The organism is Microbacterium sp. Clip185, from assembly GCF_028743715.1.
GTDB lineage: Bacteria > Actinomycetota > Actinomycetes > Actinomycetales > Microbacteriaceae > Microbacterium.
Genome location: NZ_CP117996.1, coordinates 2,356,396 through 2,370,619, shown reverse-complemented (window position 1 = coordinate 2,370,619; position 14,224 = coordinate 2,356,396). Strand labels below are relative to the sequence as shown.

The following is a 14,224-nucleotide window of genomic DNA, read 5'->3' as shown; positions in this document are numbered from 1 at the left end:
GCGGGACCACGGGCGAATGCCCAGGAGGAAGTCTGCCGCATCCGGAGCCTACCCGGGGCGTGTGAGAGGGGCCCCGTCGAGCCCACCTTGACCCCTCGCGCCCGATCAGCGCTGCATCGGGCGCCAGGACTCCAGGAACGCCGTCACCGTGAGCGTCTCCATCTCCAGCTCGATCTTGCCGAGAAGGTGCGACGCCATGTTGGCATCGGTGGGGATGCGTAGCACGAGCGCCTGGGTGTCGATCCGGCGGACCTCGACGTCGTACATGTTCAGCACGCCGGAACCGAGCAGGGCGTCGATTCCCGCGCGCACCCAGTTCGAGGGGCGCGGCACGAGCGTCGCGCTCAGGTAGTCGGCGGCGACGTCGTCGTCGGGTGCGGTGTCCATGCCTCCATCCTCTCGCGAGGGGCGCGGGCGGACGTGACGCAGCTCGGCGAGAGCCGGGCGCGGATCCAACGCCGCGGGTGTGCGGCCACGCAGAGGCGGGTTCCGGCGTAGCGCACGCCCCCGCGTGCCCGCACGGCGACGGCGCACCACGCGGTGACCGCACGCTCCGTGACCCACAGCGGGGCCCAGGCGGCGCTCGTCGCGGGGAAGACGGCCCGACCGCCGTGCCTCCGACGGCCGGCCTCCGCCCACGCGACGGCCGCCACGGCGGCGATCGCCGTGGTCCGCAGGCGGTGGCGTGTGAGCAGCACGACCGGCAGCAGCGCCAGCTCGAGGGCCAACCGCGCCGGCTGTGCGAGGCTGTCGTACGCCTGGCGCACCCGCTGGCCGCGGAAGTGCCGGAAGCTCGGCGGGCGCCGAGCGGCGTAGAGATGCGGACAGGAACGGATGCGGCCGCCGCCGGCGCGTACCGTGCGTTCGAGCTCGAGGTTCTCGAAGAGCACGCGCGGGTCGTAGCCGTCGAGCTTCGTGAACGTCGAGGCGCGCAGGCCGTACGTGCCGGGGTAGTCGCTGCCGACCGCCCGGTTGAGCAGCGAGCGGGCCGTGTCCCAGCGCGCATGCCACGGCAGGGGCGCGAAGTGGTTCTGCGGCTTCACGAGATCGGCGAACTCCAGCATCCGGAGAAGCTCGCGGAGCGTGCGCGCCCCGTAGCGTACGTCGTCGTCGGCGATCACGACGTGCTCGTGGCGTGCGGCGGCCACGCCGATGCCGACACCCCACGCCTTCCCGTTCACGCCGTCCGGGCGGGCGACCTGCAGATGACGGGCGTAGGGCGACCACAGCTGAGCGTGCCGAGCAGCGAGCTCCGGCGGCGACGCGTCGACGACCGTGATGTCGATGTGGTGGCACAGCGCTCGCAGGTAGGCGGTGAGATCCGCCGCATCCGCATCGTCCGTCCACCGCAGGGGCAGGACGTACTCCGCGTGAGCCGGCATCACTCGTCCGTGCGGAAGCCCGCCGCCTTGTGCGTGCCGTCGCAGAAGGGCTTGATGCTCGACAGTCCGCAGCGGCACAGGGCCACGGTGCGGCGGCGGCGCTCGACCGGGTTGCCGGACGCATCCACGATCCGCGCTTCCCCCCGCACGAGCAACGGCCCGTCCGGGTAGGCGGTGATCGTCACGGGCTCGTCGCTCATGCGGCACCGCCACGCAGCGAGGAGACGCCGCTCGTGAACGCGTCGTACATGTGCTGCGCGACCCAGCCGTCGACGGCCAGGCACGCGGCGGCGCCGAACATGATGTCGGGCAAGAGACCGGGTCGATCTTCGGCGAGGGCGCCCGCGAGATCCCGTCCGGCGATCTGTTCGTGCACCGCGTCTGCCTCGACGTGCTCGTCGAAGTAGTCGGTGACGTCCTCGCCGTAACCCAGTCGGCGCAGGCCGTCGCCGTACAGGCGATTGGGGATGGAGGAGGTCATCTCGAAGGCTGCCAGGTGGCCGACGATGGCGCCGAGCAGGCGACGGTTCACGCCGAACATCGACATCATGTTGTGCGAGGCCAGGGTCACAGCGGGGACAGCGTCGACGTAGGCGCCGTAGCGATCGTCGAGGCCGGCGGCGCGGACGGTGCGCGCGAAGATCTCCGCGTGCACGCGATCGGCGCGGCCTCCGCCGTACTCGTCGGACTGGATCTCGACCAGCGCGGCCTTCGCGCGCCCGCGCAGCCGAGGGATCGCCCACGAGTGCGGATCGGCCTCGCGCAGCGTGTAGATCGTGCGCTGGATGAGGAACTCGCGCGCCTGCTCATCGGTCGCCTTGCGAGCAAGGTAGCGGGACAGGCTCGGGCCGCTGTCGTCGGAAGTCAGCGTGAAGAGCGCTTGTGCGACGTCGGCGGCGTCGGGAGCCGGGAGGGCGGGGACGGCGACGTCGCGGCGCAGGGCGGCCTCGAAGGCGGATTCGAGCACCTGGCGAGCGGTGAGCAGCTCAGCATCCCACTCCAGTGCGGCGTCGAGGCCGTCGAGGGAACCGTAGGCGTTCGCGTAGAGGCAGAAGAGCGCGAGCTGGATGTCGTCGTCCGAGGCGATGTCTGTCGTCGCCGCGACGGCCCGTCGTGCGATCCCGTCGAGATCGCTCGGGGTGGCGACGCCGGAGAGGCGAAGGGCGACGGCCTCGCTCAGGGGGCCGCGAGCGGAGAAGGGCAGGCCGGGCAGCATTGCTCGGGGGATGGCGGTGAGGGACACGAGTGCTCCGATCGTTCGGGGGAACGTCTGCATCTCACCCGTTCCCGCGCCGGGGCGAAGGGGGCTTGACACATCGGAGCGTGCGGCGCGGTCAGTCTCTCTGATGCCGGCTGCGCACGCGGAACCACAGGGTGAGCTCGCCGATCGCGCGCAGTACATTGTCGGGGTCGTCCTCGTCGCCGAGGTCGTCGAAGGTGTCGCGGAAGCCCTCCGGTACCGGATGCGAGGGCGGTGAGATGGGCTCGTATCCCATGCTCCACTCCGAGAACCGTCTCTCGGCGATCTCCTCGTCCCGCACGATCCGCACGTCGGCGTGCCGCGGGTCGGTCTGGATGACCCGCATCAGGTCGCGCACCGCCGCATCCGGGCCCTCGAGGATCTGGATGAAGTGGCCAGCCCGGTACAGGAGCATGCCGGTGACGCCGCGGCGACGGTTCGACGCGCGGCTCGTGGCGAGCAGCTGTTCCAGGTCGGGGTCGGTGAAGGGGGCGCGCGCGTGACTCGTGTAGACCACGCAGATCAGCTGTTCGGGCACAGTGGTGGACTCCTTCAGCGGACCGGATGCGGGCGCGGGGGCTGCGCGGTGAGTGCGTTCATCGCGTGGGTGAGGGCGGCGAAGCGTCCGGCGGATCGCGAGTGCATGTCGAAGGCGACGAAGGAGCCGTCGCTCTGCCGCTCGATGTAGCCGAGGAACTCGCCCCACCTGCTGCCGACGTGGAAATCGTCCTCGACGCGCGCCCAGACCACGCCTGCTGCGTTCGAATTCGTCGTCATGAGGCGGCCGCCTTGCCGTCGCGTCGCGCGGCCCAGATCGCCTCGACGGCGTCTCGGTGCGAGCTGTGGAGATACAGGGAACGGTAACTGAGCGAAAAGCTGTCGGGAGTGATGGCGTCGGTGTAGTGCACGACGATCGCGCTGTCGAGCTCGAGCAGCCGCTGCACCTCCGCATTCACGCGCTCAGGCACGTTCGCGCCACCCTCGCATCGAGGCGGCGGCCGTCGGGATACGCGCCGTCATGTCACGAACGTACGTGATGGTGCCTGACGATCGGCGGGGCTTGCGCGGGAGCGCGAGATCGCCTCGCCCGCGTGGCGTCAGACGGTGAGGCTCGTTCCGCATTCCGCGCAGAAGCGGGACGTACCGGGGTTCTCCGCGCGGCAACCGGTGCACACGCGGACGCTGACCAGAGGTGCACCGCATTCGCCGCAGAACTTGCCGCCGTGCGACTGCGCGCCGCAGGAGGGGCAGCGCGGCTGGGCCTGGCGGCCGAGATCGATCCCGCCGACGAGGTCGACCGTCTCCAGCCGCTGACGCATCTGCTGACGCCGCGCCTCGGCCTGCAGCTGCGCGAGCTCCTCGGTGAGAGCGGGGGAGCAACGCACGCACTGGCCCACCTGCTCGTTCCAGCACACGTCGCCGCACACCCAGTCGCTACAGCCGCGGCACTGGTGGAAACGGGGACCGATCTCTGCGGTGGCGGCGCGCAGCGCCTCATCCTTCGCCGGCGAGTTGGTGCTGCGATCGAGCAGGTTCTCCGCCATCGAGGTGAACTGCGACAGCTGCCCGCCGAACAGGTTGCCGAGGCCGCGGGCGATCTTCTGCCCGGCTGCTCGCGGGTCGCGACGGAACGCCGAACGGTAGCCGTTTCCGCAGCGCTCGCAGCGGAACTCGAACTGGTAGCCGTCGGCGTTGGAGAGGTCGCTGAAGTTGTCGGTGAACGGCACGTGTTCAGACATGTCACTCCTGGGAGAGTCGGTCGGGTCCGAGAGGAATTCGGATGCCTCGTGTCGGTGCGCCCGAGCGCGATCTGCGTCCTGATCAGACGATAACACCGTGGATTCGCCGTCTAGAACCGCTGTGGAATGCCGCATCCGCTCGGTCAGTGGGCGAGGCTGGAGACCAGGTTGATCGTCGCTGCCACGACCACGACGCCGAGCAGGAACGACAGGAGCGCGTGGCGGAGGGCCTCGCGACGGATGGCGCTGCTCGTGATGGTGGTGTCCGATACCTGGTAGGTCATGCCGAGCGTGAAGGCGAGGTAGGCGAAGTCCCGGTAGTCGGGGGGATCCGATTGGTTGAAGTCGATCCCGCCGTGCTGCGCGTAGTAGAGGGCCGCATAGCGCAGGCTGAAGAGCACGTGGATGAGGAACCACGACGCGGCCACGGTGACGACTGCGATGCCCGCCAACTCGAGCCGGGCCGAGTTCGAGCTCACGGTGCCCGCTTCGACGAGCACGAGCGCGATGGCGCCGAAGCTTGCGAGGCTGGCGAGCACCAGAAGGGTCTGGGCGGTTGTCCGGGTCGGATCCTCGCGGGTCGCGTGCTGCTCGGTCTGCGCGGCATCGAGGCGCAGGATGCCGAGCCACACCCACACGCAGAACGTGCCGGCTCCCGCGATCCATCCGATGGCGGGGGCGTAGATCCATGAGGCGGTGAGTCCCACGGCGACGGTGACGATGAAGAACACGCCGAACAGGAGCGTGACCCGCCACCCGGCGCGGTGCCGGCGGGAGGAGAAGTCCGTGGCCGGGGTGCTCACGCGCGGGCCCTTCGCTCTTGCATACCCGGATCGTACGGCGTGGGCGGGGCGGGTTGCCCTTTGCGTGCGTTCAGCGACTGCTGTGTTTTGCCGTGGGTCGTTCGAAGCGGGCTTCGGGGGCTCAAATCCACCGAGGAGCGTGAGCCCGTGCGCGCGCATCCGCCACGACGCGGATGTCGAACAGGTGTTCCGAATCGACATCGAGCTCGTGCCACGTGAAGACGATTCCGTGGACGGCGGCGCTCGGCGCGACGGGCGCGTACAGGATCAGATCGCACGCGTGTTCGCTGCCTCCGCCCCGGAGGATGGAGAACAGTTCATGTCCGTCGGATCGGACGAGCTCGAGTCGCGCGCCGAGCGGGTCCAGTGCCGCGTTCGGGTTGCGCATCAGACTGTCGCGCAGGTCAATGCCCGGGGCGCTGCACACCATGAGCCGTGCTTCGATGCCCTCAGGAAAGGCGCGGATGCTGACCACCACCAGGAGGCGATCGTCGTCGACGAGAACGAGATCATCCGCGCCGGGCACGCGTGCGCTGATGACATCGTTCGGAGGATAGGTGCGTTGCAGCATGGTGATCACTCAACCACTCACGACCCGCTGTGTTATTGGTATGCGTCGAGCCGCGGTGGCGATGGGGGACGAAGCGTCCGCGTCCGTGGCGTTCGCGTGCGCGCGGCAGATGGGAGAGCTCACGATGCCGCCGGACGCCTATCGGGCCTGAGGTGCCAGGATCGAGAGGGCTCAGACCTCGGCTACCCGCACGGGGGTGCCGCGGGTGAGGGTCGTGAGTTGATCGAACGTCAGTGGCATGACCGTGTGCGGAGTGCCGCCCGCGGCCCAGATCGTCTCGTAATCGGCCAACGCGGTGTCGATCACGGTCCGGATGGGCGCGGGATGCCCGACGGGTGCCACGCCGCCGATGGCCTGCCCGGTGATCGCGCGCACCTGCTTCGCCGAGGCCATGACGATCTTCGTCGCTGCCAGCTGGGCCTCCAGGATGTCGGTGTCGACGCGGTGGCGACCGCTGGTCATCACGAGAACCGGTACGTCGTCTGCCAGGAACAGAAGACTGCTCGCGATCGCTCCGACCTCGCATCCGAGTGCCGAGGCGGCGTCGGCGGCGGTGCGTGTCGAGTCGGGCAGCTCGCGCACCTGCGAGACGATCCCCGCATCCGTCAGGTGCTGCTGGACGATCCGGCTCCGTTCCGGCAGGTGCTGGTCATCGGTCATGGGGGAGGGGTCCTTCCTCGGATGGGGTCTGCGGTGGGTAGTGCATGAGCAGGATGACGTCGGCGGTGTCATCGAGCGCCTGGAAACGATGCGGCGCATCCCCCGGATACCGGAGGCTCTCACCCGCATGCAGCTCCTGTGCGGTGTCCGTCGCGCCGACGAGCACGCGCCCCCGGATGACGGTCACCGTCTCTTCGACGCCGTGAGCGTGAGCGCGGGACTTCTGGTGGTCTGTCGTGATAGTGGCGCGGTAGGCCTCGATCAGAGTTGAGCCGATCGTCCATCTGTCGAGCAGGGTGGCGGACACCGAGGCGCCGGCGACCGGCTGGGCGTCCGCGCCGCTGCCGGGAAGCAGGGCGCCCAGCGGAGCGTCGAGTGCGGTCGTCAGCGCGAACAGGGTGTCGAGGCGTGCACCTCGGCGATCGTTTTCCAGCTCGGAGATCGTTCCCTTGCCGATCCCGCTCACGCGGGCGAGCTCGGAGAGCGACATGCCGCGTTCCTCGCGGAGTCGCCGCAATCGTACGCCGACGGAATCGCCCATACCTCACCACCGTTCTGAAAACAGAACGATACGGGTGTGGGGTGACCGGCGCAACCGCGCTGCACCGACCGCACGCGAGGACGAGACCGCACTGTTGAGCGGCGACGGTGCCGCGGGCCAGAATGAGCCCGAGGCTTGGAGGGCTCATGGCGCGACGGCTGACTCGGCGCATCTTTGGGACAGTGACGGCAAGCGTCGCGATTGCCATGGCGGTCGTGATGCCGAGGTTCAGTGCATCGGCGAACGACGCCGTGCCGCCTCCGGAGGTGGAGGCCGCGTTCTCATGCTCAGCAGCTGGCAGCGTATGGCTGGAAGGCCTCTGCGCGCAGGGAGTTCACTTCAGCGCCCCGCGCCCCGTTCACCTCATGAGTCAGGCGTACATCGATGGCAGGAGCGGCGACCCTGTCGGTGATATCGACCATTGGATTGCCGCGGCCTACGACGAGAACGGCGGGCTGCTCGGCACCGTTTCCGCGCAGCCGACCGGCGATGAGTGGCAGTTCTCCTCGCTCGACACTCGTGAGTCCTTCACTACGGACATTGCGAGGCACCCTGCGGCTGATCTGGTCGAGCTGCGAATGACGGGCGGCGCGTTCTTCGCCGTGGAGACAGGCACTATTCTCGGACTCAACGAGCCGGCGCGGATGATCGCCGCCACACCTCGTTCGGTTGCCGACGCTCAGCGGGACATCGCGTCCGCCTACGACCGCTCGTCGGGTGGCGGCGGAGCCCTGCCAGGAAGCAGCGCCGGAGTGGCCCCCGTCGTTGGCTTCTCGATCTTTGCAGCGGTCGTTATCGGAGCCTTCGGGCTCCTGGCTATGCGCAGCGACCGCAGTGCAAAGCCCACGTTTCGGCCGCAGGACTAGGGCCGTCTCGTGAAGTAATTGAGGGGGTAACAACGTGAGAACACAACGACATGTTTGGTCCACGGACCGTTACGGCGCTGGCGGCGACGACGATGTCTCGCTGGCTCGATCCTCACAGCTACTCGACACGATCAAAGAGGATGACGGCGATAACGAGCATCGGAGCATCTCAGTCTCCGATGAGAACGAATGGAATCTCGAGTTCTATCCTGGCAGTGTTCTTTTCGAGAACGTCGGCGAAGATGGCGGAGAGGTCGGGACGCTCTTCGGTCTTTCTGATAGTGATCTCCTCTCGCTGGCGCAGCAGTTTATCGACGGACACCTCGAGGCGGTACGGGCATGGAACTGGAGCTGATCCGCCTCAATCTCCGGCATTCTCGTTCTTTCTTCGTGCGCTGACGAAAGAGCGGATTGCGCCACGGGACCAGCACATTGAGCGGTGATTCGGTCGACGGGTCGGGTTACCTTGATCGTGGTACGCAGTCGCTGACGGACGTTGCCCTCGCCACCACAGGACAGGGAGATCTCGTGTCTCGACCGGAGAGGTTCATTCCGAGGATGAGTACTCGCGAGGATCTCCCATGATCGCTTCGATGCTGCGCAAGCGCGCCCTCCGGCTGGTGGCAGGCATCGTCACCGTCGGCCTAGTTTCTGTCGTCACGGCATGCGCGCAAGGGGAATCGATGACTCCGCAGGAATCCCGCGACAGGCTCGTCACGTTGATCAACGACACTGCAGCACTCATCTCGTCCGAGGGCTGGGATGAGACGGGTGCGCCGATCGGGTCATGCTCCAGCGGGTCTGGGGAAGGCGTGAACGCGTCGTGGGGGTTGGCCCGCGAACCAATGGCAGACCATCTCGGTGACGCGCAGAAAGTAGCGGACTTCTGGAAGTCGAAGGGGTTGGACGTCCAACTTCAGACGGAACCGACGATCGTCGTTTTCGCCGGCGGAGCGGGCATCAACGCGGTGTCGTTCTCAACGGAGCCTGGCTTGTACATGATCGATGGCTCGTCGCTCTGTGTTCCCGGCGCCCCCGATGACATCTCGAACGAGGACCCAGGCGAATGAGCATCTCATTCAGCGCGGATCGACACACCGAACTGGTCGCGGAGCTCACTCGCGCAACGGACGCACTAGAGCGGCTCAGGCCCATACGACCCCGCTCAGCGCGAGTGGATGTCCACGATGGGCGCTCTCCGCGACGCGCTACGCCCAGCCATAAATGCTGCGGTGTTCGCAGGCTCTCGGCTCGCGCAGGTCGAGCGCGACGTGGCCGCGATCTGGGAGTGAGCCGAACCGCCGTACGAGCGCGGCATCAATCGCTTTGGACGATGTTTCGAGTAAGCGCAACACGGTGGGCCCCGTGGGGCTCGAACCCACGACCCGCGGATTAAAAGTCCGATGCTCTACCGACTGAGCTAGAGGCCCGTGACCTCCAGCCTACTGTTTCGAACGGCCTCCGTTCGCCGCATCCGCTGCCCGTCGATCGCGCTGGGAGCGCGAGTACCCTTGAGGGGATGACTGACGAGCAGCGGCCCTTCCACAAGCCCATTCGGCGTCCCGCCGAACTGTTCGACCGGCTGTTCTCGGGCGATGACCCTGCCGAGGTGTCGCGCATCGCGCACTCCACCGCCGCGGCTCTGCTCGCACGCGTGCGGGCGGACCCGGATGCGGAGGTCGTCGACCGCCTCGTCTCCTTCGCGACCGAGCACGGTATCGACGACATCGCGGAGCTGTGGTCGCGCGCGCCTGCCCGCTCCCTACCGGGCGCGCTCTGGCGTCTCTACCTGCTGCAGGCGATGATCCACGATGACCCGCGCACCGCGGCGCTCCTGTACGAACGTGGCCGATCCGCGCTCTCCTCGATAGACGATCTCGTCGCGGGCGCGCCGGCGCCGGCAGGGCCCGAGGAACTTGTGGCGCTGATCGACATGATCCTGCGCGGGCTCTTCGAGGGTGATTTCGCCGTCGCGCTCGAGCGCGCCGCAGCGTTCTGCCGTGTGACGGCCGCCGGTGCCGTGCAGCTCGCCGACGACCACGAGGTGAGCGAGCCGGAACGGGCGTCATCGTTCACCACGCGCGCTCTGCGCCTCACCACCTACGCGGAGGATCTCACCGCATCCGCCTCGCTCTGGCGCCGCGACAACCTCACCTGAGCCCGTCTTTCACCGCGAGACTGCATTTCGCGCACGAGATCACGGTGATTACCCGTGATCTCGTGGCGGGGATGCAGTCTCGCGGAGGGCGGACGGAAGGGCGGAGACGCTCAGTCCCGCGCGTTCCACTCCGTCGCCCCGATGTGCTCTTCCGTCACGTCAGCCAGCGAGACTTGGCGCGCGTCGGGAAGGTTGAGCTGCACGATCCACTCGGGACAAGGGACGTCGTGGATCCTCGCGAGCGCGGCAACGGCGTCAACCCGAATCCTGCCGCAGCCGAACTGGGTCGTCGATTCGCTGTACAAGCCAGCATTCACCTGCGAGTTCGCGGGAACGAAGATGTCGACGGACGTCGCATCCAGGCTGGTGGAGAAGCTATAGATCGTCGACGCGCGCCGCTCGTCCTCGGCCGTGAGTTGCTCCTCCGGTGTCAGCAACACGTGCGCAGCGAGCGGAAGAAGGTCACCCCTTGTGACGACACCGTGCTCTGCCGAGAGCACCGTCTCCAACAGGCCTTGAGCCATGAAGTCCACCTGCGCAGCAACGCCTTGCGAGGCACCCCGCTCGGACGCTCCGTATGGCGTCGAGATCGTCCCACAGGCTGTGAGCAGCAGCGATCCAGTTGCGGCGATCATCGCGATAGCGGCGCTACGTCGTCCCCGCAGAGATCGGCGTTTCATGGACGCTCGCTGCGGTGCGGCACGACCCACGCACGGAACTCGTCCCAGGCAAGACTGCGACCGCCGGAGTGGTAACGGAAGAAGAACGCGTATTCCCCGGCGTCGTTCATTCTGCCGTCGTCGCTGATCCGTCGCGGTAGCCCCGCCCACCAGAGCGACTGCACGGTCGCTCGGGGCGGCCACGGCGCCCCGTCGATCTCTATCACCGCGAAGAGTCGCCCCGTGCTGTCTTCCAAGGTCCAGGCGACGCGGCCCGCGACCGACGCGAGGTAGAACTTCTCGACAGCGCGGAGGATCACTTCGCCGAGTGTCGCATCGTCTGGCATTTCCCAGGTCTCGGCGTGGCTTTCGACATCGTCTCCCATCGCGACGGAGTCGCGGTCGACCTTGATCGTCAGCACGGGATCAGGCTAGCGAACCCGTCGGCTCGCTGAACGGGCACGGCTGCGCCGGAAAAAGTAAGTGCCAGGCCGCAGAAACGCCTCTCGGCGCAAGGCCGCTCGCAGCGGCAGAAGTTGGAGCCCGGGGTTACTGCGGCCCGGCTGTTCCAGTGTAACGGAGCCTCGCCGCGAGGTATTCCGCCCGCGTAGGCTCGGGGAATGGCCTGGCGATACGCACTCCTGCTCGCACCCGCCGCATCCGATGACGCGCGCACCGACTTCTCCGGCACGTTCACGCCGATCGACCCGTCCGCACCGGCGCTCAGCGTCGGTGAGCTGAGCACGCAGCGCGGAGACGGCATCTTCGAGTCGATCGGGGTCGTCGACGGTCACGCGCAGGAAGTGTCCGCCCATCTCGAGCGACTCGCGCACTCGGCGCGGCTATGCGATCTTCCCGTGCCGAACGTCGTGCAGTGGGAGCAGGCGGTGGCGGCGGCCGCATCCGAGTGCCCGGCGGGGGAGTGCGTCATCAAGCTGATCCTGAGTCGCGGGGTCGAGCACGGCCCGACGCCGACCGCGTGGGTGACGGTCGCCGAGGCGCCGGACAACACCCGTGCGCGCCGTGACGGCATCCGTGTCGTCCTGCTCGACCGCGGCTACGACAGCGGCGCGCCTGAACGCGCGCCCTGGCTCCTGCTCGGCGCGAAGACCCTCTCCTACGCGACCAACATGGCCGCCATCCGTGAGGCCCATCGTCGCGATGCGGATGACGCGGTCTTCGTCACGAGCGACGGCGTGCTGCTCGAGGGCCCCACATCCTCGCTCGTGCTGCGCCAGGGCGATCGCTTTGTGACCCCCGCGCCAGGCGCCGGCATCCTGCACGGCACGACGCAGCTCAGCCTCTTCGCGCACCTTGCCGAGCGAGGTTTCGAGGTCGACTACGCCACTCTTGGCGTCGACGCGCTGCGCGAAGCGGATGCGGCCTGGCTCGTCTCCAGCGTGCGCCTCGCCGCCGGCATCACCGCGGTCGACGGGGCGCGGCTGCCATACGACGCGGCCTTCACCGCTGAGCTCAACGCCTACCTGCTCTCGCCGCGGGACTGAGCCGCATCCGGGGCCTGCTGCTCGGCCCTGTCAGCGCCAAGGCGCCACACTTTCACGCACCCGCGCCAGTGATCAACTGTGGCGGATGCGGAGAAGTGGCGCATCTGCGCATATGCGACGCAACTCGGGCACCGGCAGGAGACCCCCACACGCGGAAGGGGCGGCCGCGCCGAAGCGCGACCCCCCCTCACGGGTGTCGGCGGATCAACCGAAGCGGCCGGAGACGTAGTCCTCCGTGGCCTGCACGCTCGGCGTCGTGAAGATCGTCGAGGTGTCGTCGTACTCTATGAGCTTTCCGGGCTTGCCGGTGCCGGCGATGTTGAAGAACGCCGTCTTGTCGCTCACGCGCGAGGCCTGCTGCATGTTGTGCGTCACGATCACGATCGTGTACTCGCTCTTGAGCTCGTCGATCAGCTCCTCGATCGCGTACGTCGAGATCGGGTCGAGAGCCGAGCACGGCTCGTCCATCAACAGCACGTCGGGGGAGACGGCGATGGCGCGGGCGATGCACAGACGCTGCTGCTGACCGCCGGAGAGGCCGGAGCCCGGCTTGTCGAGACGGTCCTTGACCTCGTTCCAGAGGTTGGCGCCCTGCAGCGACTTCTCGACGAGAGCATCCGCGTCGGACTTCGAGATGCGCTTGTTGTTCAGCTTGACGCCGGCCAGCACGTTCTCGCGGATCGACATCGTCGGGAACGGGTTCGGGCGCTGGAAGACCATGCCGATCTGGCGACGTACCAGCACGGGGTCGACGCCCTGGCCGTAGAGGTTCTCGCCGTCCAGCAGCACCTCTCCCTCGACGCGCGCGCCGGGGATGACCTCGTGCATGCGGTTGAGGGTGCGAAGGAAGGTGGACTTGCCGCATCCGGACGGACCGATGAAGGCCGTGACGCTGCGCGGCTGGATGTGGAGGCCGACGCCCTCGACGGCGAGGAAGTCGCCGTAGTAGACGTTGAGGTCGTTGACTTCGATGCTCTTTGACACGAAGGGGTTCTTTCTCTCGGGAGGTCAGCGGCCGGTCTTCGGCGCGAAGACCTTCGCGACGATCCGGGCGACGAGGTTGAGGAGCATGACGATGAGGATCAGGGTGAGAGCGGCCGCCCAGGCCCGATCCCAGTACGCCTCGGGTGGGATGCCCTGGTTCGCGTACTGCGTGTAGACGAAGACCGGCAGCGTCTGCATGCGGCCGTCGAAGAGGTTGTAGTTGAGCGAGTCCGTGAAGCCGGCCGTGATCAGCAGCGGCGCGGTCTCACCGATGACGCGCGAGATCGAGAGCATGACACCCGTCGTGATACCCGCGATCGCGGTCGGCAGCACGACCTTCACGATCGTGAGCCACTTCGGCACGCCCAGCGCGTACGACGCCTCGCGCAGCTCGTTCGGCACGAGCCGCAGCATCTCCTCGCTCGAGCGCACGACGACCGGGATCATCAGCACAGCCAGCGCGACGGCGCCCATGATGCCCATCCGGATGCCGGGCCCGAAGAACAGTGCGAACAGGGCGTAGGCGAACAGGCCGGCGACGATCGAGGGGATGCCGGTCATGACGTCGACGAGGAAGGTGATGGCCTGGGCGAGTCGGCCGCGACCGTACTCGACGAGGTAGATCGAGGTGAGCAGCCCGATCGGGATCGAGATGATCGCCGCGGCGAGCGTGATCAGCACCGTTCCCCAGACGGCGTGCACGACGCCGCCGCCCTCGCCGACGACGTTGCGCATCGATGAGGAGAAGAACGTCGCATCGAAGCGCGCCACGCCGTTGGCGATGACGGTGAAGGCGACCGAGACCAGCGGCACCATCGCGATGAGGAACGCGCTCGTGACGACGCCGGTGACGAGGCGGTCGACGGCCTTGCGGCTGCCCTCGACGATCGTGGAGATGACCGTGATCAGCGCGAGGTAGATCAGCGCGGACGAGACGAGCCAGCCCGCGACATTCACACCTTCACCGGTCGCGGTGCCGAGGATGGCGAAGACGGCGAACATCGCGCCGAGAGATGCGCCCAGCAGCACCCAGGGGAACCATCCCGCCAGGCGGCCGGCGCGCAGCTGAGCACCGGATGCGGTGCGCGCGGGAGCTGCGGATTCGGTGATCGTCAT

The 14,224-nt window shown here is 67.9% G+C and carries 21 protein-coding genes and 1 tRNA gene; 5 read left to right on the top strand and 17 right to left on the bottom strand.

All coding sequences use genetic code 11. From position 1 onward, the window contains the following. Nucleotides 1–105: 105 nt before the first annotated feature. The 12 genes from PQV94_RS11585 to PQV94_RS11530 all read right to left on the bottom strand — a co-directional run bounded on the left by PQV94_RS11585 (nucleotide 106) and on the right by PQV94_RS11530 (nucleotide 6,936). Complete coding sequence (locus tag PQV94_RS11585; protein ID WP_274285973.1) at nucleotides 106–387, bottom strand: hypothetical protein; 282 nt, start codon at nucleotides 385–387, stop codon at nucleotides 106–108. Beyond that, entirely contained in the window at nucleotides 345–1,382 is a 1,038-nt protein-coding gene (locus tag PQV94_RS11580) for a glycosyltransferase (protein ID WP_274285972.1), read from the bottom strand. Before PQV94_RS11580 ends, PQV94_RS11585 begins: the two co-directional genes overlap by 43 nt. Continuing rightward, entirely contained in the window at nucleotides 1,382–1,582 is a 201-nt protein-coding gene (locus tag PQV94_RS11575) for a CDGSH iron-sulfur domain-containing protein (RefSeq protein WP_274285971.1), read from the bottom strand. The genes PQV94_RS11580 and PQV94_RS11575 overlap by 1 nt, the downstream gene beginning before the upstream one ends. Beyond that, a complete protein-coding gene (locus PQV94_RS11570) occupies nucleotides 1,579–2,598 on the bottom strand; it encodes an iron-containing redox enzyme family protein (protein WP_443192725.1) in 1,020 nt (339 codons plus the stop codon). Before PQV94_RS11570 ends, PQV94_RS11575 begins: the two co-directional genes overlap by 4 nt. Before the next feature lie 118 nt (nucleotides 2,599–2,716). Next, a complete protein-coding gene (locus PQV94_RS11565; protein ID WP_274285969.1) occupies nucleotides 2,717–3,160 on the bottom strand; it encodes a BLUF domain-containing protein in 444 nt (147 codons plus the stop codon). Nucleotides 3,161–3,174: 14 nt separating this feature from the next. Next, nucleotides 3,175–3,399, bottom strand: a complete 225-nt coding sequence (locus tag PQV94_RS11560) for a hypothetical protein (RefSeq protein WP_274285968.1) — start codon at nucleotides 3,397–3,399, stop codon at nucleotides 3,175–3,177. Next, complete coding sequence (locus PQV94_RS11555; RefSeq protein ID WP_274285967.1) at nucleotides 3,396–3,590, bottom strand: chemotaxis protein CheY; 195 nt, start codon at nucleotides 3,588–3,590, stop codon at nucleotides 3,396–3,398. The genes PQV94_RS11560 and PQV94_RS11555 overlap by 4 nt, the downstream gene beginning before the upstream one ends. Nucleotides 3,591–3,719: 129 nt before the next feature. Next, nucleotides 3,720–4,361, bottom strand: a complete 642-nt coding sequence (locus PQV94_RS11550; RefSeq protein WP_274285966.1) for a zinc ribbon domain-containing protein — start codon at nucleotides 4,359–4,361, stop codon at nucleotides 3,720–3,722. Between the two features lie 143 nt (nucleotides 4,362–4,504). Beyond that, the gene (locus PQV94_RS11545; RefSeq protein ID WP_274285965.1) at nucleotides 4,505–5,164 is read right to left on the bottom strand and encodes a DUF1345 domain-containing protein; all 660 of its coding nucleotides are present in this window, start codon (nucleotides 5,162–5,164) and stop codon (nucleotides 4,505–4,507) included. Nucleotides 5,165–5,285: 121 nt separating this feature from the next. Then, on the bottom strand, nucleotides 5,286–5,735 hold the full coding sequence (locus PQV94_RS11540; RefSeq protein WP_274285964.1) for a hypothetical protein: 450 nt from the start codon (nucleotides 5,733–5,735) through the stop codon (nucleotides 5,286–5,288). 171 nt (nucleotides 5,736–5,906) lie between these two features. Beyond that, the gene (locus PQV94_RS11535; protein WP_274285963.1) at nucleotides 5,907–6,395 is read right to left on the bottom strand and encodes a YbaK/EbsC family protein; all 489 of its coding nucleotides are present in this window, start codon (nucleotides 6,393–6,395) and stop codon (nucleotides 5,907–5,909) included. After that, nucleotides 6,385–6,936: a helix-turn-helix domain-containing protein gene (locus PQV94_RS11530; protein ID WP_274285962.1), complete on the bottom strand. Its 552-nt coding sequence runs from the start codon at nucleotides 6,934–6,936 to the stop codon at nucleotides 6,385–6,387. The genes PQV94_RS11535 and PQV94_RS11530 overlap by 11 nt, the downstream gene beginning before the upstream one ends. A gap of 146 nt (nucleotides 6,937–7,082) precedes the next feature. On the opposite strand from PQV94_RS11530, the gene PQV94_RS11525 reads away from it, so the two are divergent. The 3 genes from PQV94_RS11525 (at nucleotide 7,083) to PQV94_RS11515 (ending at nucleotide 8,872) form a co-directional block, all read left to right on the top strand. Continuing rightward, a complete protein-coding gene (locus PQV94_RS11525; RefSeq protein ID WP_274285961.1) occupies nucleotides 7,083–7,802 on the top strand; it encodes a hypothetical protein in 720 nt (239 codons plus the stop codon). Between the two features lie 34 nt (nucleotides 7,803–7,836). After that, nucleotides 7,837–8,157 carry a hypothetical protein gene (locus tag PQV94_RS11520; protein WP_274285960.1) on the top strand — a complete coding sequence of 107 codons (321 nt, stop codon included), beginning with the start codon at nucleotides 7,837–7,839 and terminating at the stop codon, nucleotides 8,155–8,157. 226 nt (nucleotides 8,158–8,383) lie between these two features. Next, on the top strand, nucleotides 8,384–8,872 hold the full coding sequence (locus PQV94_RS11515) for a hypothetical protein (protein ID WP_274285959.1): 489 nt from the start codon (nucleotides 8,384–8,386) through the stop codon (nucleotides 8,870–8,872). A gap of 287 nt (nucleotides 8,873–9,159) precedes the next feature. Here the strand turns inward: PQV94_RS11515 and PQV94_RS11510 are convergent. Continuing rightward, nucleotides 9,160–9,232 (bottom strand) — tRNA-Lys (locus tag PQV94_RS11510). 89 nt (nucleotides 9,233–9,321) lie between these two features. Between PQV94_RS11510 and PQV94_RS11505 the strand changes: the two genes are divergently transcribed. Continuing rightward, on the top strand, nucleotides 9,322–9,960 hold the full coding sequence (locus PQV94_RS11505) for a DNA-directed RNA polymerase subunit beta (RefSeq protein ID WP_274285958.1): 639 nt from the start codon (nucleotides 9,322–9,324) through the stop codon (nucleotides 9,958–9,960). 110 nt (nucleotides 9,961–10,070) lie between these two features. On the opposite strand, the gene PQV94_RS11500 is transcribed toward PQV94_RS11505, so the two are convergent. Both PQV94_RS11500 and PQV94_RS11495 read right to left on the bottom strand, forming a co-directional pair. Next, the gene (locus tag PQV94_RS11500; protein WP_274285957.1) at nucleotides 10,071–10,595 is read right to left on the bottom strand and encodes a hypothetical protein; all 525 of its coding nucleotides are present in this window, start codon (nucleotides 10,593–10,595) and stop codon (nucleotides 10,071–10,073) included. A 41-nt stretch (nucleotides 10,596–10,636) separates the two neighbouring features. Then, nucleotides 10,637–11,041, bottom strand: a complete 405-nt coding sequence (locus PQV94_RS11495) for a hypothetical protein (protein WP_274285956.1) — start codon at nucleotides 11,039–11,041, stop codon at nucleotides 10,637–10,639. 198 nt (nucleotides 11,042–11,239) lie between these two features. Here PQV94_RS11495 and PQV94_RS11490 point away from each other — a divergent pair, with 198 nt between their 5' ends. Continuing rightward, on the top strand, nucleotides 11,240–12,124 hold the full coding sequence (locus PQV94_RS11490; RefSeq protein WP_274285955.1) for an aminodeoxychorismate lyase: 885 nt from the start codon (nucleotides 11,240–11,242) through the stop codon (nucleotides 12,122–12,124). Nucleotides 12,125–12,328: 204 nt separating this feature from the next. Here the strand turns inward: PQV94_RS11490 and pstB are convergent, their stop codons facing one another. Together pstB and pstA are read right to left on the bottom strand one after the other, a co-directional pair. Then, nucleotides 12,329–13,108 (bottom strand): phosphate ABC transporter ATP-binding protein PstB, encoded by a 780-nt coding sequence (pstB, locus tag PQV94_RS11485; protein WP_137417695.1) that lies wholly within the window; start codon nucleotides 13,106–13,108, stop codon nucleotides 12,329–12,331. Between the two features lie 24 nt (nucleotides 13,109–13,132). Next, nucleotides 13,133–14,224: a phosphate ABC transporter permease PstA gene (pstA, locus tag PQV94_RS11480; RefSeq protein ID WP_274285954.1), complete on the bottom strand. Its 1,092-nt coding sequence runs from the start codon at nucleotides 14,222–14,224 to the stop codon at nucleotides 13,133–13,135.